The sequence below is a fragment of the Pigmentiphaga litoralis genome (assembly GCF_048632615.1).
Lineage (GTDB): Bacteria > Pseudomonadota > Gammaproteobacteria > Burkholderiales > Burkholderiaceae_B > Pigmentiphaga > Pigmentiphaga litoralis_B.
This window is the reverse complement of record NZ_CP184479.1, coordinates 3,208,751-3,227,434: the sequence shown is the minus strand read 5'-3', so window position 1 is coordinate 3,227,434 and position 18,684 is coordinate 3,208,751. Positions and strand designations below refer to the sequence as shown.

The 18,684-nt window shown below is 65.8% G+C and carries 20 protein-coding genes; 16 read left to right on the top strand and 4 right to left on the bottom strand.

Annotated features, from left to right (window positions below; genetic code table 11):
- The first annotated feature begins 12 nt into the window (after positions 1 to 12).
- The 3 genes from ACNANG_RS14665 to ACNANG_RS14655 are packed head-to-tail and all read left to right on the top strand — an operon-like array spanning position 13 to position 3,025.
- Entirely contained in the window at positions 13 to 1,242 is a 1,230-nt protein-coding gene (locus ACNANG_RS14665) for a glutamate-cysteine ligase family protein (RefSeq protein ID WP_420223591.1), read from the top strand.
- Positions 1,239 to 1,715, top strand: coding sequence for a solute carrier family 23 protein (locus tag ACNANG_RS14660; protein WP_420223590.1), 477 nt, complete (start codon positions 1,239 to 1,241; stop codon positions 1,713 to 1,715). The genes ACNANG_RS14665 and ACNANG_RS14660 overlap by 4 nt, the downstream gene beginning before the upstream one ends.
- Positions 1,712 to 3,025 carry a solute carrier family 23 protein gene (locus ACNANG_RS14655; protein ID WP_420223589.1) on the top strand — a complete coding sequence of 438 codons (1,314 nt, stop codon included), beginning with the start codon at positions 1,712 to 1,714 and terminating at the stop codon, positions 3,023 to 3,025. Before ACNANG_RS14660 ends, ACNANG_RS14655 begins: the two co-directional genes overlap by 4 nt.
- A gap of 19 nt (positions 3,026 to 3,044) precedes the next feature.
- Here the strand turns inward: ACNANG_RS14655 and ACNANG_RS14650 are convergent, their stop codons facing one another.
- Positions 3,045 to 3,905, bottom strand: a complete 861-nt coding sequence (locus ACNANG_RS14650; protein WP_420223588.1) for a lysophospholipid acyltransferase family protein — start codon at positions 3,903 to 3,905, stop codon at positions 3,045 to 3,047.
- Positions 3,906 to 4,187: 282 nt separating this feature from the next.
- On the opposite strand from ACNANG_RS14650, the gene metK reads away from it, so the two are divergent.
- Both metK and ACNANG_RS14640 read left to right on the top strand, forming a co-directional pair.
- Complete coding sequence (metK, locus tag ACNANG_RS14645; protein ID WP_420223587.1) at positions 4,188 to 5,357, top strand: methionine adenosyltransferase; 1,170 nt, start codon at positions 4,188 to 4,190, stop codon at positions 5,355 to 5,357.
- Between the two features lie 21 nt (positions 5,358 to 5,378).
- Positions 5,379 to 5,603, top strand: coding sequence for a DUF1289 domain-containing protein (locus ACNANG_RS14640; protein ID WP_420223586.1), 225 nt, complete (start codon positions 5,379 to 5,381; stop codon positions 5,601 to 5,603).
- 45 nt (positions 5,604 to 5,648) lie between these two features.
- Here ACNANG_RS14640 and ACNANG_RS14635 read toward each other — a convergent pair whose 3' ends face one another.
- Positions 5,649 to 7,238, bottom strand: coding sequence for a class I adenylate-forming enzyme family protein (locus ACNANG_RS14635; RefSeq protein WP_420223585.1), 1,590 nt, complete (start codon positions 7,236 to 7,238; stop codon positions 5,649 to 5,651).
- A gap of 21 nt (positions 7,239 to 7,259) precedes the next feature.
- Positions 7,260 to 8,066: a DNA-binding transcriptional regulator gene (locus tag ACNANG_RS14630; protein ID WP_420223584.1), complete on the bottom strand. Its 807-nt coding sequence runs from the start codon at positions 8,064 to 8,066 to the stop codon at positions 7,260 to 7,262.
- 172 nt (positions 8,067 to 8,238) lie between these two features.
- Here ACNANG_RS14630 and ACNANG_RS14625 point away from each other — a divergent pair, with 172 nt between their 5' ends.
- The 11 genes from ACNANG_RS14625 to ACNANG_RS14575 all read left to right on the top strand — a co-directional run bounded on the left by ACNANG_RS14625 (position 8,239) and on the right by ACNANG_RS14575 (position 17,654).
- Positions 8,239 to 8,508: a hypothetical protein gene (locus ACNANG_RS14625; protein ID WP_420223583.1), complete on the top strand. Its 270-nt coding sequence runs from the start codon at positions 8,239 to 8,241 to the stop codon at positions 8,506 to 8,508.
- A gap of 14 nt (positions 8,509 to 8,522) precedes the next feature.
- Positions 8,523 to 9,065: an amidohydrolase family protein gene (locus ACNANG_RS14620; RefSeq protein ID WP_420223582.1), complete on the top strand. Its 543-nt coding sequence runs from the start codon at positions 8,523 to 8,525 to the stop codon at positions 9,063 to 9,065.
- A 120-nt stretch (positions 9,066 to 9,185) separates the two neighbouring features.
- Positions 9,186 to 9,491 carry a nuclear transport factor 2 family protein gene (locus ACNANG_RS14615; protein ID WP_420223581.1) on the top strand — a complete coding sequence of 102 codons (306 nt, stop codon included), beginning with the start codon at positions 9,186 to 9,188 and terminating at the stop codon, positions 9,489 to 9,491.
- A 48-nt stretch (positions 9,492 to 9,539) separates the two neighbouring features.
- Positions 9,540 to 10,169, top strand: coding sequence for a flavin reductase family protein (locus tag ACNANG_RS14610; RefSeq protein WP_420223580.1), 630 nt, complete (start codon positions 9,540 to 9,542; stop codon positions 10,167 to 10,169).
- Positions 10,170 to 10,356: 187 nt separating this feature from the next.
- Entirely contained in the window at positions 10,357 to 11,460 is a 1,104-nt protein-coding gene (locus ACNANG_RS14605; protein WP_420223579.1) for a porin, read from the top strand.
- Between the two features lie 115 nt (positions 11,461 to 11,575).
- The gene (locus ACNANG_RS14600) at positions 11,576 to 12,592 is read left to right on the top strand and encodes a Bug family tripartite tricarboxylate transporter substrate binding protein (protein WP_420223578.1); all 1,017 of its coding nucleotides are present in this window, start codon (positions 11,576 to 11,578) and stop codon (positions 12,590 to 12,592) included.
- An 8-nt stretch (positions 12,593 to 12,600) separates the two neighbouring features.
- Positions 12,601 to 13,698 carry an ABC transporter substrate-binding protein gene (locus ACNANG_RS14595; RefSeq protein ID WP_420223577.1) on the top strand — a complete coding sequence of 366 codons (1,098 nt, stop codon included), beginning with the start codon at positions 12,601 to 12,603 and terminating at the stop codon, positions 13,696 to 13,698.
- A 26-nt stretch (positions 13,699 to 13,724) separates the two neighbouring features.
- Positions 13,725 to 14,789, top strand: coding sequence for a tripartite tricarboxylate transporter substrate binding protein (locus ACNANG_RS14590; protein ID WP_420223576.1), 1,065 nt, complete (start codon positions 13,725 to 13,727; stop codon positions 14,787 to 14,789).
- A gap of 17 nt (positions 14,790 to 14,806) precedes the next feature.
- Positions 14,807 to 15,763, top strand: a complete 957-nt coding sequence (locus ACNANG_RS14585) for a Bug family tripartite tricarboxylate transporter substrate binding protein (protein ID WP_420223575.1) — start codon at positions 14,807 to 14,809, stop codon at positions 15,761 to 15,763.
- Positions 15,764 to 15,777: 14 nt separating this feature from the next.
- Positions 15,778 to 16,656, top strand: coding sequence for an amidohydrolase family protein (locus ACNANG_RS14580; protein WP_420223574.1), 879 nt, complete (start codon positions 15,778 to 15,780; stop codon positions 16,654 to 16,656).
- A 113-nt stretch (positions 16,657 to 16,769) separates the two neighbouring features.
- A complete protein-coding gene (locus tag ACNANG_RS14575; protein ID WP_420223573.1) occupies positions 16,770 to 17,654 on the top strand; it encodes a hypothetical protein in 885 nt (294 codons plus the stop codon).
- An 87-nt stretch (positions 17,655 to 17,741) separates the two neighbouring features.
- On the opposite strand, the gene ACNANG_RS14570 is transcribed toward ACNANG_RS14575, so the two are convergent.
- Entirely contained in the window at positions 17,742 to 18,527 is a 786-nt protein-coding gene (locus tag ACNANG_RS14570) for a DNA-binding transcriptional regulator (RefSeq protein WP_420223572.1), read from the bottom strand.
- Positions 18,528 to 18,684: the final 157 nt, after the last annotated feature.

The window sequence follows — 18,684 nt, the reverse complement described above, 5'->3', positions numbered from 1 at the left end:
GTGTGCACCGAAATGAACGCCGTGCTGGCCGCGCTGCATGATGAAGGCGCCGTGGTGCTCAACCTGTCCGAGCATCCCGACACTGCGATCGATGCGGACGTGTATCACCGCTTGCGCGCGCCCAAGCCCATCTACACCCATTGGGTTGGCGACCGCGGCTGGCGTCACGAAGAAGGCATCGACGCAAAAGCCCAGAACGGACCGTCGACCGGCGTCGACGCCGCCGGCGCGGTCCAGGCGCTGAACCTGATGTTATGGACAGCGCCGGCCATGATCGCCCTGTTCGGCAACAGTCCGTTCGAAGCCGGCCGCGTCACGGGCCTGCTCGAAAACCGGCTGACCCTGTGGCCACGCATGTTCGCCAACGCGCATGCAGCGGGCGATCGCCGCTTCCACCTACCGCCCGCCCGTCCTTTTCGCGACCTGAGCGATTACCTGATGTGGATGTACGGCCCCGGCACCACCATGCAGGTCATTCCTGCCAATGACGGCACCTACAAAGGCTACGGCGCCCTGTTCTGCGTGGAAGATGCGCCCTGCCTGCTCGATTTCCTGTCGGGTCCGGCGCGCCGCGCAAGGCACATCGGGACCACCGCGGTCGACATGCTCTGCCCACAGGCGGGCCACATCTCGCAGCAGCAGTTCGCCCACTTCCTGGATGCACGCATCCGTTTCCAGTTTGCCAAGACGCCCGCCCTGCCCGACTTCTTCGACGCGCTGCACACCCGCGGCGCCATGGAACAGCTTTTTTCTGACTGTGGCGCCGACGTGTACATCGAAGGCCGCGCATGTGGCGCGAACTTTCCGGACCAGGAATTGCTGGGTCTTGCCGATGCGCATATCGCGGCATCGGTCGTGATGGCGCCCACGGCGTTGCAAAAGGGACTGCTGTGCCGCCCCGGCGCATGGTCGCGGCTTTCCTCACTTGCTCCGTGGAGCCTGCTGCCGGCACTGCGCGACGCCGCCATTCGCGACGGCCTGGATGGCCGCGCGGGCGCGGTATCCGTCCGTTGCCTGACCGAACACGTGCTGGACGAAGCGGCGGCGGGCTTGGCGCCAGAGGAACAATGGATGCTGGCCTACCCGCGCCACGTAGTGCGGACCGGACGCAATGGCGCGCAACGCGCCCTTCATCGTTTCCAGGCCCTGGGCGGCAGCAGCATCGACCGGATCCGGCACATCGCCACGGAACGCGCGGCGCACCCGCTGCCCGCCTTGCCGCCCGAGGTCACGCTCCAATGAAAGCTGGCTTACTCGCACGGGCCTTTGCCGCGCCACCCCGCGGCAAGCGCGAGCGGCCCGAAGAGATGCTGTACGGCATCGACGATCGCCCACCGTCCGCAGTGACGGCAGGCCTGGGTATCCAGCATGCCCTCCTTGCGCTCATCTTCGCGTTGTACGCAGCAATCGCCGGTCAGGGCATGGGGTTCGACGCCGCGCAGACGGCCGCTTTCGTCAGCGCCACGGTGCTGATCATGGGCTGCGGCACCTTGCTGCAGGCGCTGCCGAGCCGCTTCGGCGCGGGCATGCTGCTGGTCAGCATTCCCGGCGCGGGCCGGTTGCCCATCCACATTGCCGTCACCTTGCATTACGGCCTGGCGGCCACCATGGGCGCGACGATCGTGGCCGGCGTCTTGACCGTGCTGCTTGCCCGCGTCATTCCCCGCCTGCGGCCCATCTTTCCCCCGAAGTCATCGGCGTGGTGCTGGTCATGATGGGCATGACCCTGGTGACGGGCGGCGTGTCACGAAGTGTCGGCTTTTCTGGCGGCGCGCACGCCGTATCGATCCCGGCCATCGCGGCGGCGTTCGCGACCCTGGCGTGCATGGTCGGCATCGCGGTGTGGGGCACGCCCGCCTGGCGTCGCGTCGCCATGCTGGCCGGCGCATTGGTCGGGACGGCGGTCACGGCCATGGTAGGTAGTGTTCCCGCCGGGAACCTGATGGACATGCCCTTTGTGGCGCTTCCCGTGGTGGGACTGAACCTGCCCCTGCCGGAATTCCATCTGATCCCTATCGTGATCGTGGTGGTTGCCCAATTCATCACGATGATGGATCAATTCGGCAGCGCGCTGACGATGGACCGCATGACGGACGCACACTGGCGCCGGGCCGACATGCCGATGGTCGGGCGGGCGGTGACCGGAATGGGACTGACCCACATCCTCTTTGGATTGACGGGCACCTTGCCGGGCGGATCGTCGTCGGCCAACATCGGACTCGTTCACGCCACCGGGACCCCGGCGCGACGCGTCGGGCTGGTCGCGGGCGGCGTCCTGGTCGTGGCCGCGTTCTTTCCGCCGCTTGCCGGCTTGCTCGTGCTGACGCCAGCGCCCGTCGTGGGCGGCATCCTGCTGTACACGGCGGCATACATGCTGACGGCGGGCATGGACCTGATCATGTCGCGCATGATGAATCCCCGCCGCAACTTCACGGTCGGCCTTGCGATCGTGTGCGGGTCGTCGGTCATGCTGATTCCCGAACTGTCCAAGGCCGCGCCGGACTGGATGCTCGTGATCGTGCAGTCCGGACTGACGGTCGGCGCCCTGGTGGCTGTCGCGCTCAATGCCGTGTTCCGCATCGGCGCCCGGCAGACCTTGCGCCAGACGCTTGCGCCGGCCAATGAAGCAGCCGACGCGCGCGAGGCCATCGACCGCGCCGGGACGCTGTGGGGCCTGCGGCGGGACACCGCGCTACGCGCGCAGCATGCCATTGGCGAGGCACTGGAGGCGTTGCGCCAGGCCGGCGTTGCCGGCGCCGTCACACTCACCACCAGCTTCGACGAATTCCATTTCGTGTGCGTGCTCAGCTGGACGGGCACGTCGATCGGCCTGGACGCCAGCACCAAGCCCGACCTTGCCGCGCTAATGGACGCGAGCCCGACGGCTGCCGCGGACGATGCCGACGACGACATCGACCTGATGATGCGGCAAGTGTCGGCACTGATCATCGTCAAGCTGGCCGACCGCGTTCGCGCCGTCCAGAAAGGCGACCGGGCGGAATTGCATCTGACCTTCGATCACTGATCGCGGCGCAAGCAGTCTTCTACGGAGCTTCCACCGCCGCCGCGTCCGCCGCTTCGGCTGCGCGGGGCTTTTTGTACCGGTTGTAGCCCCACAGGTACTGCTCGGGCACGCGGCGGATGATCCGTTCCATGGCGGCATTGACCCAGGCTGCCTGCGCTTCGGTGCCTTCCGGTACCGGGCCCGGCAGCCGCACGAAATGCACGCGCCAGCCCTTCCCGCCCTTCAGGCGTTCACCTGCCGCCAGCACCACCGCAGCCCCGGTCTGCGTGGCCAGCCGGCCGGGCAGCACCATCGAAAAGGCGTCACGTCCAAAGAACGGCGCCCATACGCCTTCGCCATTGCCCGGAACCTGATCGGGCAGGATGCCGATCGCGTCGCCCTTGCGCAACGCCCTTACCAATCGTCGCACTCCTTGCAGATTGGCGGGCGCCGTGTCCAGATTGGGGCCTTTGCGTCCGGCTTCGACCAGTGTTGACAGCCATTGCTTGCGCGGCGGACGATACAGCACCGTCAATGGCCCACCCCGATGCGCGTAGTACCTTGCGGCGATTTCGAAGCAGCCGACGTGCGGCGTCATGAACAGAATGCCTTTGCCTTCGGCAATGGCCGCCGCCACGTCGTCCCATCCTTCGGCCTGGACCTTGGCCAGCGATTCGTCGGGCCGGAACCAGCACTTCGGGACCTCCAGGGCGCCTTCCCCTGCCGACGCGGCCGAGGCGCGGGCGAACTTTTCGCCTGTATAGCCCGCGAGCGCGGCGTTTTCGCGCAGGCGCGAGGCGTAGGTCGGCGACAGCCGGTACACCAGAAGGCCCAGGCGGCGCCCCAGGAAATGGAGCCAGGAAAGCGGCAGCCAGGCCAGCAGTCGATAAAATGTAAGCATCGGACTCGAAATAGAGAAAACGGGCGCCGTGCCGGCCAGGCAAGACCGACAGGACGGTAGGGCCACTGCGGCCCCATCCCCGATTTTCCCCTAAAATGACAGTGATCGCCGAGTTAACACGACAACTTGCGGGGCGATCGGGCGGTTGCGCTTGCGCGATCGCCACATTCCGCTAAAGCGTCGCTGCTCGTACAAGGTCTTGACCCTGCCGTGCAACGCGCCGCATAACCGATATGCCGGGCCGGTTGCAGACTCCCGGCAAGTTGATAAAAGGACCATCGAGTGGCCAACAAAGACTACCTTTTCACCTCTGAATCCGTTTCCGAAGGGCATCCGGACAAGGTCGCCGACCAGATCTCCGATGCGATCCTGGACGCGCTGCTGGAACAGGACCCCACGTCGCGGGTCGCCGCCGAAACGCTGTGCAACACCGGTCTGGTCGTGCTGGCGGGTGAGATCACCAGCCGCGCCAACGTCGACTACATCCAGGTCGCGCGCGACACCATCAAGCGCATCGGCTACGACAACACCGACTACGGCATCGACTACAAGGGCTGCGCCGTGCTGGTGGCCTACGACAAGCAATCCCCCGACATCGCCCAGGGCGTGGACCGCGCGTCCGACGACTACCTGAACCAGGGCGCCGGCGACCAGGGCCTGATGTTCGGTTTCGCCTGCTCCGAAACCCCCGACCTGATGCCCGCGCCGATCTGGTACGCGCACCGCCTGGTGCAGCGCCAGAGCGAACTGCGCAAGGATGGCCGCCTGTCCTGGCTGCGTCCGGACGCCAAGTCGCAGGTCACCTTCCGCTATGTCGATGGCAAGCCGGTCGAAGTGCACACCGTGGTGCTCTCGACTCAGCACGCACCGGAGGTGTCGCAGGAAACCATCCGCGAAGCCGTGATCGAAGAGATCATCAAGAAAAGCTTTCCGGACGGCATGCTGACCGCGAACACCAAATATCTGGTCAACCCGACCGGACGTTTCGTGATCGGCGGCCCGCAAGGCGACGCCGGCCTGACCGGCCGCAAGATCATCGTCGACACCTACGGCGGCGCGTGCCCGCACGGTGGCGGCGCATTCTCGGGCAAGGACCCTTCCAAGGTCGACCGCTCGGCCGCCTACGCCGCGCGCTACGTCGCCAAGAACGTGGTGGCGGCCGGCCTGGCCACGCAATGCCAGATTCAGGTCAGCTACGCCATTGGCGTGGCCGCCCCGATCAACATCACCGTGGACACCAACGGCACCGGCGTGATCTCCGATGACCAGATCGTTGCCCTGGTGCGTGAACATTTCGATCTGCGTCCGAAGGGCATCGTCGCCATGCTGGACCTGCTGCGCCCGATCTACACCAAGTCGGCGGCCTACGGCCACTTCGGCCGGTCGGAACCGGAGTTCAGCTGGGAAGCGACCGACAAGGCCGCCGCGCTGCGCGCCGCCGCCGGCGGCTAAGCGTCACCCTTTCTGGATTCCATGGCTTCCAACGACAACGACTTCACAAGAACCGTCAGCTCCGCTTCCTTCACGGCCACGGACTCTCCGTGCGTGGCCGTGTGTTCCACCCTCTTCGATGACATCTGCAGGGGGTGCGGAAGGACGGCCATGGAAGTGTCCAACTGGGTGTTCATGACCGACGAGGAAAAGCAGGCGGTGTGGGAAAGGATCCGCGCGCAGGGCTATCCTCGGCGGCGTCCGTGACGGCACGATGAATCCCGCCCATGCGGCGGCAGGCGCTCCATCGCTTCATGCGCCAGCCTTGGCCCAGTAGGGCGCTCGCAGGGCTTTCTTGGAAAGCTTGCCCAGTTCGGAACGCGGCAGATCATTGCGAAACTCCACCATCGATACGCGTTGGGTCTTGCCCAGTCTGGCGTTGACCCAGTCGCGCAAGGTGGCTTCGTCGATACGCGTGCCCGGACGCAACACGACCAGCGCAAGCGGCGTTTCATCCCACTGCACACTGGGAACGCCAATGACGGCGCAATCCTGAACGCCCTCGTGCCGTAGCAGCACGGCTTCCAGATCCGCGGCATAGATGTTGTTGCCGCCCGAGATGATCACGTCCTTGCTGCGGTCCAGCAGCGTCACGAATCCGTCGGCATCGATATGCCCGATGTCGCCGGTGCGATGGAACATGCGCCCCTGTTGGTCGTACCAACGGATGGCCGCCGTTCCTTCGGGCCGGTTGTGATACTCCGCCATCATGAACGGGGACCGGCCAACGATCTCGCCCACCTGGGGCGCGGCGGCATTCCCGGCGTTGCCAGGAATGCGCTGGCCCGCTTCATCGATCAGCAGAATATCGGTGTCGTACACCGGCACGCCTACGGTGCGCAGCTTGTCGGGATGGGCGCGGCCGTCAAGAAAGCAGGACACGCCGCCTTCGGTCATGCCATAGACTTCAAGAAAGCGGCCCGGCCAACGATCCAGGATGTCGCGCTTCAGTGCAGGGTCCATCGGCGCGCCCGTGGACTGGCTCAATTCGAACGCCGACAGGTCGGAGGTGGCAAAGTCCGGATGGGCCAGCAGCCGCTTGTACTGGATCGGCACCAGCATGGTGTGGGTCGCCCGGAACTGGCTGGCAAGCGCCAGGAAACGCGCCGCATCGAACTTGCGCATCAGAAGGCACTCGCCGCCATGCGCCAGTGAACCGAGCAAGGGCGTCAACGTCGTATTCGAATACATGGGCGTCGACAGCAGCGCCCGGCTGTGCGGTCCGAATCCGAAACCATTGCGCTGCGCCTGCCGCTGGCGCATGCCGTGCAGGTGCACGATGCCCTTCGGCGTGCCGGTGGTGCCCGAACTGTAGATGATGTTGAAGGCATCGTCAGCCAGCGCGACAGGCAACGGCAGATCGTCCGTCGGCTGGTCGTGCCAGGCGGCGAACTCGGCGGCTTGGACTCCCTCGTCGCCGAACCGGACAGGGGTGCATCGCGTTGACGCCGCCGCATCAACGGAGCTTGCCATCAGCAGGTCCCCCACGGCCGGATCCACGAACAGCATTCGGGCATCGCAGTCCGCCAGCATCGTGACCAACGTGTCGGCACTGGCCGATGCCGGCAAAGGCACCACGCACGCCCGCGCTGTCACGATGCCGAACAAGCACGCCACATAGGCCAGCGACGGCGGGCCAAGCAGGGCGACACGATCGCCCGGTCGCACACCACTTGCCATCAGTGCGCGAGCGACGCTGCGCGCCCGATCAAACAGCGTTTGCCACGTCAACGTCCTGTCTTCCACCCTGAAGGCGACATGTGCCGGCATGGCCGCAGCATGCCCGGCGATCATGTCGATGAAGGGCTGGAAACGGACGCAATCATCAGGGGTGGGGGTCATGGAAACATCCTGTAGGCAAGTTCAAATCGCAGGCCGGGCCGCGGTGGCCTGCATGGCCTGCAGGCGCGCGCCGATATCGGCCGCCGCCCCTTGCAGGTCGTCAAGATGGCGGGTGATGGCTTGCTCGGGTGTCATGGTCGATGCGAAGTAGGTCATGCCAAGCGCACAGGCGACGCCGTCCCGATCGAACACGGGCACTGCAATCGTGTTGGTGGCGGGCCAGAACCGGGTATCCCGGGTCGCAAAGCCTTTTGCCCGCACGTCGTCCAGAACGTCCCGCATCGCGGCGGCATCCTTGGCCAGCGCATCTTCGTCACGGTCGGATGACGCCAGCGCGGCAATAAGCGCGTCCTGCTGTTCGACGGAACAATGCGCCAGATAGGCCCGGCCGATAGCGCGGCTGGCCAGACTCAGGCACACGTTGAGCGTCGAATGACGCAAAGCCAGCGGCGACAGCGGAATGGTGCTGTACCGGACGACCATCGACAGTTCGTCGAGCATCGCCACCGCTACCGGCCACTTGATGCGCCGGGTCAGTTCATCCATGCAGGGCGTGGCCGCTTCCACCACCAGCGGCTCGCTGTGATAGCCGTGGCTGAGCGCCAGCACGCCGGACGTCAGGTAATAGGCGCCGTGCTGCGGGGCGTGCTTGACCAGTCCGCATTCTTCCAGCGTGCGCATCATCCGCATGATGGTGGCCTTGGGCAGCCGCGTCTGGCAATGCAGCATGTCGATCGTGGAGATCGATCGCTGGTTCAAGGTCCGCAACAGATCGATCGCGCGAATGACAGACCTGACGGCGGTGGTTTCGCATGATGTCGAGCGCATACGGCGGTCTCCTTTTTTGTCGAGTATAGGAACGCCATGGCCGCGGCCATCCGATCGTGCGAAATGTTTTCGCTGAGCGAAATCGACCGTCGTCACAGGCGCAATCCGGTCGGCGCTCCGTAAGATCGCGGCTGGAAGGACCCAGGCAAACCGAACGTAGGGAGACGACTGCATGACCCCGCCACCGCCCGCGCCAAGGATCATCGACACGCATGCCCACGTCTTCAGCATGACAATGCCGCTGGCCGAAGGCGCCTGGCACCGCCCCGTTGCCGAAGCCGATCCGCAGCAGTATCTGCGCACGCTGGATGAACACGGCGTCGAGTCCGGCGTGCTGGCCGGCGCGAGCATTTCGGGCACCAACAATGACTATCCATTGGCGGCGTGCGATCGCTCCCGGCAGCTCAGGACCACGGTCATCGTCGCGCCCGACTCCCCCTGAACGTCCTTCAGGACATGGACCGCCGCGGCGCCGTGGGCGTGCGTTTCCAGTTGCGCAACGTGGCGCGAGTACCGGACTTCGCCTCACCGGAATACCGCGCCCTGCTGCGTCACATCGCAGACCTTGGCTGGCACGTGCAATTGCATGATGACGCGCGCCGTCTTCCCGACTATCTGCCCGGGCTCGAAGCCGCCGGCGTCAAGGTCGTTGTCGATCATTTCGGTCGTCCGGACCTGGAAGACGGCATCGGCGGCAAAGGCTTCCAGCGCCTGCTGCGATCCATTGCCGGCGGACGCACGTGGGTGAAGCTGTCCTCCGCGTTTCGCCTTGGATCGGACGCACTCGTCCTGCAAGCGGCCAGCACCCTGCTCGAACACGCAGGGCCCGAACGCCTGATGTGGGGCAGCGACTGGCCCTTCGCCGCCTTTGAAACGCAAGTCAGCTATACGCAAGTCCTGAACGACCTGAACACCTGGGTGCCCGATCCCGTCGCCCGCCACCGTATCGCCTTCGATACGCCCAACCTTTTCTACCGGCCTCGCCATGACCAAGACTGAACTGCTGTTACTGCGTTACGAACTTGAAGCCCTGACCATCGACTTCTGGCACGAAGTCGACATTGCCGGCGGGGCAAGGCCGCCAGCTACTATGTCGAAGACGCCGTATTCGCGTCCAGCGTGCGCGAGTACCGGGGCCGCGCGGCCATCGAGGCCTTCTATGAACGGCGCCGCGACCGCGGCGCGCGCGTGTCGCTGCATGTGGTCCAGAACTTTCGCATCGAGCCCGAGTCCGACACCCGCGTGCGCTGCCAGTACATTCTGAATCTGTATGCCGCCGATGGCGTGCCGGTGCTGCCCTCGCGGCCGGCGATCATGCTGGCGCTGGTCGAAGAGGTCGTTCTCAAGCAGGCGGATGGAACGTGGCGTTACGCGTCCCGCCGCGTCTTTCCCCAGTTCCGCGATGAAACGCCGACCACGGGCTGACGCCTGCGGACACGCACTTTCACCCTTGCCCATCTTCTTCCCGCGACCATGTTCATCGACCCCCTGACCTACCCCGGCTTCAAGCGTTCGATCTTCAACGCTATCGTGGCGCCCCGCCCGATTGGCTGGATCAGCACCATGGCCCTGGATGGGCGCGTCAATCTTGCGCCATTCTCGCAATTCAACCTGGTGTCGACCGCGCCGCCCGTAGTCATGTTCGCGTGCAACACACCCGAAGACCGAGAACAGAAAGACACCATCGCCAACGTGATCGCGATCGGCGAGTTCGTCGTGAACCTGGTGTCGTGGGACCTGCGCGAGGCCATGAATCTGACGTCGACGCCGCTACCCCACGGGACGGACGAATTCGAGCACGCCGCCCTGGAAAAGGCGCCGTCTACGCATGTCAGGCCGCCCCGGGTGGCCGCGTCTCCGGCCAGCCTGGAATGCCGCATGATCCAGCGGGTGGATATCGCACCCGACTATCCGGGTGAAACGCCAAGCACCGTTATTTTCGGCCGCGTCGTCGGTCTGCATTTGCGTGAAGACTGCGTGGATGCAGACGGCCGCTTCGATACCGTCAAGGCGCGGCCGCTGACCCGGCTTGGAGGTTTCCAGTACGCCACGGTGGGCGAGATTGTCGAGATGCGTTCCCCCTTCGTGCGCGCGGGCGGTTGACGTCTTGCTGCTTGCTCTGCCACCAACAGCCCCACGCCGTGGGGCTTTTTTCGTCTGTCGGCACGCAATATTCCGGCACTCGGAAAGGGCAAAACGATCCGTTGCGCCAGGTGCGCCTCCCTCCTAGACTCCGCTCGCCTTCACAAGAAGCCACGACCGCAAGAAGTCACGAACGAGAGGAGACACGATGACTCAGGACACCGCCCGCATCCGGCTGGCCCTGCTCGCTACCGCCGCGACGCTGATGGCGCCGGCCGCCCACGCACAGACGGCGGCATCGACCGCCAGCCTGACCCTGTACGGCGTCGCGGACGCCTGCCTTGCCATGCACAACGGCAATGCGGGCTCGAACTTCCAGATCAATGGCGGGGGCTGCAGTTTCGGCTCGCGCTTCGGCTTGCGCGGCACCGAGGACCTGGGCGATGGGTACAAGGCGTACTTCCAGCTTGAAAGCGGGTTCGGCATCGACACGGGCGTCCTCGCGCAGAACGGCCGGCTGTTCGGCCGCAAGGCCATCGTGGGCTTGAGCGGCAAGTTCGGGGCGATCGAAGCGGGCCGCGCCTATGCGCCGGCGTTCGATCTGCTGACCGCCATCGACCCCATGCGGCTGGGGATCGGATCGGTCATCGCCACGCTCTGGTCCGGCTCGCCCGGCACGGCCGGCGGCCGGACCGACAACACCATCAGCTATCAGAGCCCGACGTACGCCGGCTTCAACGCACGGGTGCTGTACGCGCCTGGCGAACAGATCGCGCCGCTGCCGTCGCGCGGCGGCGACACCAAAGGGCTGGGCGTCACCTACCGCAGTGAAAACCTGCTCGCGGGCATGACCTACGCCAAGGTGGGCAACGCCGCCGACACCGGCGACGACCGCGCCACCACCCTTGCCGCGCGGTACGACTTCGGCACGTTCTCGCTCGCCGCTGCGGGCCAGTTCGGCGGATGGGAAGGCACGCGCAGCGCCGCCGCACCCGCCAGCGCATCGAGCATCTGGAGCCGCCGGTTCAACAGCTACATGGTTGGCGGCACCGTGAATCTGGGTGCCGATACGGTGTCCGGGTCCTACAAGCGCTACGACGATCGGACGGTATCCAACTTCGATGCCGACATCTGGAGCGTGGTCTATCGGCACACCCTGTCCAAACGCACGACGCTCTACGGTGGCCTGACCCGGCTGAAGAACCGGCATGCATCGAACTACGGCGCGTCGGATGGCGGCGGCGCCTATACCGGCGTTGCGTTGAATGGCGCGTCGCGTGTCATCGACGTGGGCATCACGCACTTCTTCTGATCGGGCACGACGGGGTTTCGTTGAGCGAAATCCCGCGTCGGGCTGCACACGACTGCTTCGATCGCTCATTACCATCGATTCAACAAAGCAAGAACAAGACAAGGAGACAGGGCGCATGACCCTTGATCGCACGGACAATCCGGGCCGGCGCAAAGCGCTGCGGTGGCTGGCGGCGGGCGCGTCGCTTGGCGCGGGCGGACTGTTTCACGCCGGCGCGCGCGCGGCCGCCGCGGCGTGGCCGACGCAGCGCGTCCGGCTCGTCGTTCCCTTTGCTGCCGGTGGGTCCACCGACGCGCTGGCGCGCCTGCTGGCGCAGACGCTGCACGAGCGCTTTGGTCAGCCGTTCATCGTCGAAAACCGGGGCGGCGCCAACGGCAACCTGGGGGCCACCGCTGTCACGACGGCAGCGCCCGATGGCTACACCCTGTTCTTCTCGACCACCGGCCCGTTGTCCATCAACAAGCTGCTGTACCGCAATACGCCGTTCGACCCGCTGACCGATTTCACACCGATTTCCCTGCTGGCCGACGTGCCGCTGCTGCTGGCCGCGCACCCATCGTTCCCCGCCAATGACGTGAAGCAATTGCTTGACTACCTGCGCGCCAATCCGGGCAAGGTGTCCTACTCGACAGGCGGCAATGGGTCAATGGGGCATCTGGCGGCGATGCTCATGCAACGGGCCACCGGGACATCTCTTGTGCACGTGCCCTACAAGGGATCGGCGGGGGCGCTCAATGACCTGCTTGCCGGCGTCGTCAACCTCAGCTTCGATCTTGTCCCAACCTACCTTCAGCACATCACGGCAAGCAAGCTGAAGCCCCTGGCGGTACTGGGTCCGCAGCGCTCGGCCAGTCTGCCTGCCGTGCCTACGCTTCAGGAACTGGGCATCGACGTCAATGCGACCGGGTGGTACGGACTGGCCGGCCCGAAGGGCCTGCCTGCCGACATCGTGCAGAAGGTGAACGCCGCGACCAACGCGTTCCTGGCCAGCCCCGAAGGCCGCAAGCAGCTGGACGTGTACGCCATGCGCGCCATCGGCGGCACGCCGGACGCCTTGAAGACACTGATGCGTACCGAGACGGACAAATGGCGTCCGATAGTCGAGCCCATTGCCGCCACCATCATGGAATGAGGACAGTCATGCAGCCCCCTCCCGTGCCCCACGTTCCTGCACTGCCGATTCCTGCCCAACCCGTCGCAACCCGCCGCGAGGTCCTGGGCCTGGGCGCCGTCTTCGGCCTTGGCACGCTGTTGCATGGATGCGCCGCGCCTGCCACGGCGGACGCTTCGTTGCCGCTTGCTGCCGCGGACACGGCGCCGCTGAAAGTCTTTGGCAATCTCGACACGCTGGAATTCGCGCCGGTGCTACTGGCGGGCGCCACGCGCGAAGCCGGACGGATCGAGATCGCGCAGGGCGGCATCCTGAGCCTGTTCGACAAACAAGGCGACCTGCCGAATTTGAAGGCAAGCGGACGGTCCCATGTCGCCACCAACTCCGAAACGCAAGGCTTGCGGTATTCGCTCGACAACCCGGACCTGCGCATCATCTTCACGATCTCTGAAGGCGTCTACCGCATCATCGCGCGCAGATCTGCCGGCATCGCGTCGCTGGCGGACCTGCGGGGCAAACGTATCGGCACCATGCCCAAGACCTCGTCGGCCTACTACCTGCACCGCATGTTGAACAGCGTGGGCGTGAACGACGATGAGGTCCGCATCGAGCCGTTCGTGTCGGGGACCGCGCGCCCGTTGGCGATGATGAAGGACGCCCTGCTTACCGGGCTGATCGACGCGGTCACCATCTGGGAACCCGAAATGCAACGCTGCGCCGACGCATTGGGTGCGGACGCAATCTCGTTCTTTGATGCCGCCGCCTATCGCGAGCAATTCAGTCTGTACAGCACACGCGGCAATCTGGCCGATCCCGTATTGCGCCCGAAGATCGTTTCGCTGGTACGGTCCTTGATGATCGCGTCAGAGCAGATCCGGCGCGATCCCCGCGAGGCGATCACGCTCGTGGCCAAGGCCGCGCGCCTTGACCCGCCGTCCGTCGAACGGGCCTGGCCGCACAACACCTACCCCGGCACCTTGCTGTCCAACCTGCTCGACACCATGGTCGACGAAGATGTCTGGGTGGCAAAGGAAACCGGCCGCGCACCACGCACCCCTGCCCAGCTGGCGCCCCTGATCGATACGTCGGTATTGCACGAAGTGCTGCGGCCGGGGCTGCCGTCATGACGCCGCGCGGGGCATCACGAGCCGGCTTGGCGGGCGTCCCGGAGCATGCGGGCGACGTGGGTCTTACGGGCCGCATGCGCCGCATAGGCCGCATGGGCCGCATGGGCGCTGCGGGCCGCCTTGGCATGGTGGCCCTTGCGGCCCTTGCGCTGGCTTCACTGCCCGCCACCGCCACCGCCGCGGCCGCCGAGGCCGATACTTGGCCGACCCGGCCGCTGCGCCTGATCGTCCCGTACGCACCCGGCGGCCCGACCGACATCATCGGCAGGCTGGTGGCGCGGTTCGCGGGCGAGGCGCTGGGCAAACCGGTGGTCGTGGACAACCGCGCCGGCGCGGGCGGCACCATCGGACTGAGTCAGGCACTGCAAGCCGAACCCGATGGCTACACGCTTGCGCTGGTCGCGCCGGGCCCGATCGCGGGCATGCCCAACCTGATGAAGCTGCCCTACGCCCCGGATGACGTCGGGTATCTGACGCTCGCCGCGCGCACGCCGTCCGTCATCGTCGTGCGCAGCCAGTCGGGCATCGACACCCTGGCAGCCCTGATCGAGCAGGCCAGGCAACATCCGGGCACGATGAACTACGGCTCGGCCGGCGCCGGCACCACTCCGCATCTTGGCGCCGAGCTGTTCAAACAGGAAGCGAAGATCGATCTCGTGCACGTCCCGTATAAGGGCGCAGCCCCGGCCCTTGCCGCGCTGATGGCGGGCGACGTGCAGATGATGATGGTGGATCTGCTGCCCGTGATTCCCCTGGCTGCAAGCGGCCGGCTCAAGATCCTGGCCGTGGTCAGCGACCGCCGCGTGCCGGGCCTGCCGAATGTCCCGACGACGGCGGAACTTGGGTTTCCGGGCGTCCTGATGGATGCCAACTACGGCATCGTCGGCCCTAAGGGCATTGCCTCCGAGGTGCAGGCCCGCATCGTGGAAGCGGTACGCCACGCGGTCGCCCGACCCGAGATGCAGGCCGAGATGGCCAGGATCGGCGGGACCGCCTTGACGTCCACGCCGGCCGCCTATCGCGACATGACGCGGGTCGAGTTCGAACGATGGAAGCGCGTGGTCGACAAAGGCCGCATCACCCTTAACTGATCGTCAGGACGACAGCCATGAAAAGACGTACCTTTGCGATCGCCGCTGCATGCTCCGCCCTGCCGCTGACGTGGCGCGCCGCGCGGGCAGCCAGCGCCTATCCGGCCCGCCCGGTGCTGGCCATCGTGCCCTACGCGGTGGGCGGCGCCGATACGTATCTGCGCCCGCTGCAACAGGCGCTTGAACAGGCGCATGGCATCCGGCTCGTGATCGAATCCGTCAACGGCGCGGGCGGCACGGTGGGCGCGGCACGCGTCAAACGCAGCGCGCCCGATGGCTACACGCTGCTGTTTTGCGGGTCGGGCCTGATGTCGATCGCGCCACGCGTGCAGCCCGCCGCGCCGGTGCTTGCGGATTTCATTCCGATCATCAATCTGGTGACGGTGCCGTACATCATTGCGACCCGCAAAGGATCATCGATTACCGACCTGCCCGGTTTGATCGACTTCATCAAGCAGAAGCCGGGCGTGCTGACCTATGGGTCGCCGGGCATCAGCACCTCGCCGCATCTGGGAATGGAAGCCCTGGCCCGCGCGCTTGGCAGCAGCGTCACTCACATTCCGTATTCGGGCATCGCGACCGCCATCCAGGGACTGCTTGGCGGTCACCTGGAAGCGGTAATCGGCGCGCCCAGCACCCTCATGCCGCAAATCGAGTCCAAAGCGATTCACCGGATCGCAGTGGTCGGCAAGAACCGCTTTCCCCTGGCGCCCGACATTCCTTCATTGGCCGAAGTGGGCATCGATCTGGACGTCTCGACCCATTTCGCCATCTATGCCCCCAGGGGCACCCCAGCGGACGTGGTCGCGACCCTGGCGCGCGCATTCCACGACGCAGCCAGCGACCCGTCGTACAGTAAGGCCATGGAAGGCGTGCGCACGCGGGTGAACCTGATGCCGGCCGACGCGCTGGCCCGCATGCTGGCCGACGAGACGACGCGATTCGGCGCCATGATGTCCGCGATCACGACTTGAAGGAGGACCCTGCCATGCATTCCCTGCCTTCGGCCCTCCCGGCCGGCGCATCGTTGACATCCGCAACGACCTGGCGGATCGACTGCCACGCGCATGTGTACGACCTGGCGCGTCACCCTTTGCATCACAGCAGTGGATTTGATCCGCTGCCCAATGAAATCGGCACCGCCGATCAGTTCGCATGCGTGCTCGACGCGCAGGGTTTCAGCCACGGCGTCCTGATCAATCCGCTGGGCGGTTACGGCACCGACAACCGTTGCCTGACGAGCACGCTGACGCGCTTCAAGGGTCGCTTCAAAGGCGTGGCCGTCGTTGCGCACGATACGCCCGAGGCCGGATTCCGCCAGATGGCGGACGCAGGCGTCGTCGGCCTGCGGTTCAACCTGAACTTTCCGGCCAGTCCGTCCTTGTTCGTTCCCGAAGCCCAGCGCTCGCTGGCCATTGCGCGCGACCTGGGCTGGTTTGCCCAGGTGCACTATGAAGGCACGACCTTGATCGATGCGCTGCCGGTGCTGCGCCGCGCGCGCCTGCCGATCGTGATCGACCACTGCGGCCGCCCCGAACTGTCGGCCGGCCTGGACCAGCCGGGTTTCAAGGCCCTGCTCGAACTCGGCCGCGAAGGCGAGGCCGTCATCAAGCTCGCCAGCGTGTTCCGCTTTTCGAAGCAGGGATATCCTTTCGAGGATGTCGACCCTTATGTCCACGCATTGATCGACGCATTCACGCCCGGCCGGTGCATCTGGGGGTCGGACTGGCCCTATCTGCACGCCCCCCAGCGCATCGATCACGCTACGCTGTTGCAGGCGCTGGTCCGCTGGTTTCCGGACGAGGCGGACCGCCGTAAAGTATTGGGCGAGACCCCGGCGCGATTGTTCGGCTTCGCGCTTCGCTGAAGCTCTCTTGATCCGTGTGCTTGGCTGATCTTGCCCCCATCTGATGCTTGCTCCTACCTGATGCTTGCCCCTGTTTGATCCGTACCCTTTCTCGTTTTCCGACCAGGACCACCATGCCCCTATCCACGCCCGATGCAGTCCGTCAACCCAGCTTGCTGGACCCGACCCGCAATGGGGCTGCTTTGAATGCAGCCATCCCTGACGGCATAGGGCAATGGACCGGCCGCGGCCAGAACTTCGCCGTCAACTGGACTCGTGCCGGTACAGAGGGCGCTCACACACACATCGATTCGATGTTCGAGCTCATGGTTCTGGTGCTCGACGCCGCCGTGGCGATCGCCGGCGAAGGCCAACGCGCCGAGGCTGCGCCGCGCAACATCTGCCTGCTTCCCCCAGGCGCGTGGACGCTTCAGCTTGCGCCGGGCGCGACCTGTGTCGTGCTGTCGTCATTGCCGGCCGGCCACGATGCTGGCGCCCTGAACGAAGACGCCTACGCCGATCCCGATCCCCGCATCGTCCCCGTCGGCGCGCCCTACCGCCCCGTGCGCGACGCCGACCGCATCCGCATGCTGCCCATCGACCAGGTGTCCGCGTCCCCCGACAAACCGCGCCTGAAGATGCTGCAGAGCGCGACGCTGTCGATCAACTGGGTCGAGTATGACGGCCCGCGTAACCGGCAGGCGCTCAGCCCGCATTCGCACACGTCATTCGAGCAGGGATCGTTGGCCTTGGCGGGGGACTTCGAACATCACCTGCGGGTGGAATGGGGACCGGATGCAGATGCATGGCAGGACGACCGTCACGTGAAGCTCGGGTCGCCGTCGTTGATGGTGGTGCCCGTGCAGATCATCCACACCAGCGAAGGCGTGGGGCCCGGCCGGCACTTGCTGATCGACGTGTTCTCGCCACCGCGCGCCGACTTCATCGCCAACGGGTGGGTAGCCAATTCCGGCGACTATGCCGCGCCTGGCACCGCATCTGGCAGTCAAACGCCCTGACTTACGCCACCTCACTGACGCCACCTCGCACACGCCGCCCCGCCCGGTCGCGCCACCCGCCACGGCGTGCTCGGCGACTGCGAGGCATCACGCGCCGTCGGACTGGCCAGGCGCGGTCAACGCCGCCTTGGCCTCTGCCGCCACATCCTGCAGCAGGCCCAGGTACCGCTTCACGCCTTCCTCGTCACTCATGGTTGACGTGAACCACGTGATGCCGATGCTGCCGACCACGCCCTGGCCATCGAACAGCGGCACCGCCACCGTTTTTGACACGGGCCGCACCTTGGGGTCGCGCAGCGCATACCCTTGCCGGCGGATCATTTCCAGCGTTGCGTCCAGGGACCGCCGGTCCTGCAATGCCGCGTTTTCGGGGTTGTCGACCACGTCGGCCATCGAGATCAGGGCTTCCCGTTCGTCGTCATCGCAGAACGCCAGATAGGCCCGCCCCAGCGCGCGCGTGAACAGGCTCAGGCGCATGTCGATGCTGTTGTGGAGCAGCGCCAGCGGCGAGTTCGGGATGGTGCTGTAGCAGATCACCGCGGCGCCATTGCTGGGTACGGCCAGCGCGGCGGGCCATTTGATGGCTTCGGTAACGGCATCCAGCAAAGGCGCCACCACTTCGACCAGACGCGGCTGGCTGTGGTAGCCGCAGGCTAGCAATTGCACCTTCGACGTCAGCATGTAGCCGCCAGCTTTGGGCCCGCGGCGCACGTAGCCCATGCCTTCCAGGGTCTGGAGCAGGCGGACCAGCGACGGCTTGGGAATTTCGGTCTGGAAGTGCAGTTGCGCGATGCTGGAGACGGGATGCCTATTCAGGCATTCCAGCAAGGTGACAGCGCGGACGACCGCTTCGACAGGGGGAAAGGAAGGCATGCAGGATGTGCCGAAGCCAATACAGGAAAGCGACGCGCTTTGATAACCCCGTCCATTCTATCGCCGCGGGGTCGCAAGCGGATGGCGGGTCGTCCAGGCCGGATGCGGGCCACTGCGGCACGCTGCGAAAGACGGCTGCCTGTCTTGGCCCTGTCAT

What these genes read in the sequence shown, in the direction of transcription:
- ACNANG_RS14585 (WP_420223575.1), top strand. Translation starts at nt 14,807, where the DNA reads ATGAAAAGACGTACCTTTGCGATCGCCGCTGCATGCTCCGCCCTGCCG.
- ACNANG_RS14625 (WP_420223583.1), top strand. Translation starts at nt 8,239, where the DNA reads ATGACCCCGCCACCGCCCGCGCCAAGGATCATCGACACGCATGCCCAC.
- ACNANG_RS14605 (WP_420223579.1), top strand. Translation starts at nt 10,357, where the DNA reads ATGACTCAGGACACCGCCCGCATCCGGCTGGCCCTGCTCGCTACCGCC.
- ACNANG_RS14575 (WP_420223573.1), top strand. Translation starts at nt 16,770, where the DNA reads ATGCCCCTATCCACGCCCGATGCAGTCCGTCAACCCAGCTTGCTGGAC.
- ACNANG_RS14660 (WP_420223590.1), top strand. Translation starts at nt 1,239, where the DNA reads ATGAAAGCTGGCTTACTCGCACGGGCCTTTGCCGCGCCACCCCGCGGC.
- ACNANG_RS14640 (WP_420223586.1), top strand. Translation starts at nt 5,379, where the DNA reads ATGGCTTCCAACGACAACGACTTCACAAGAACCGTCAGCTCCGCTTCC.
- ACNANG_RS14620 (WP_420223582.1), top strand. Translation starts at nt 8,523, where the DNA reads ATGGACCGCCGCGGCGCCGTGGGCGTGCGTTTCCAGTTGCGCAACGTG.
- ACNANG_RS14600 (WP_420223578.1), top strand. Translation starts at nt 11,576, where the DNA reads ATGACCCTTGATCGCACGGACAATCCGGGCCGGCGCAAAGCGCTGCGG.
- ACNANG_RS14635 (WP_420223585.1), bottom strand. Translation starts at nt 7,238, where the DNA reads ATGACCCCCACCCCTGATGATTGCGTCCGTTTCCAGCCCTTCATCGAC.
- ACNANG_RS14655 (WP_420223589.1), top strand. Translation starts at nt 1,712, where the DNA reads ATGATGGGCATGACCCTGGTGACGGGCGGCGTGTCACGAAGTGTCGGC.
- ACNANG_RS14610 (WP_420223580.1), top strand. Translation starts at nt 9,540, where the DNA reads ATGTTCATCGACCCCCTGACCTACCCCGGCTTCAAGCGTTCGATCTTC.
- ACNANG_RS14570 (WP_420223572.1), bottom strand. Translation starts at nt 18,527, where the DNA reads ATGCCTTCCTTTCCCCCTGTCGAAGCGGTCGTCCGCGCTGTCACCTTG.
- ACNANG_RS14650 (WP_420223588.1), bottom strand. Translation starts at nt 3,905, where the DNA reads ATGCTTACATTTTATCGACTGCTGGCCTGGCTGCCGCTTTCCTGGCTC.
- ACNANG_RS14580 (WP_420223574.1), top strand. Translation starts at nt 15,778, where the DNA reads ATGCATTCCCTGCCTTCGGCCCTCCCGGCCGGCGCATCGTTGACATCC.
- ACNANG_RS14595 (WP_420223577.1), top strand. Translation starts at nt 12,601, where the DNA reads ATGCAGCCCCCTCCCGTGCCCCACGTTCCTGCACTGCCGATTCCTGCC.
- ACNANG_RS14665 (WP_420223591.1), top strand. Translation starts at nt 13, where the DNA reads ATGAACGCCGTGCTGGCCGCGCTGCATGATGAAGGCGCCGTGGTGCTC.
- ACNANG_RS14630 (WP_420223584.1), bottom strand. Translation starts at nt 8,066, where the DNA reads ATGCGCTCGACATCATGCGAAACCACCGCCGTCAGGTCTGTCATTCGC.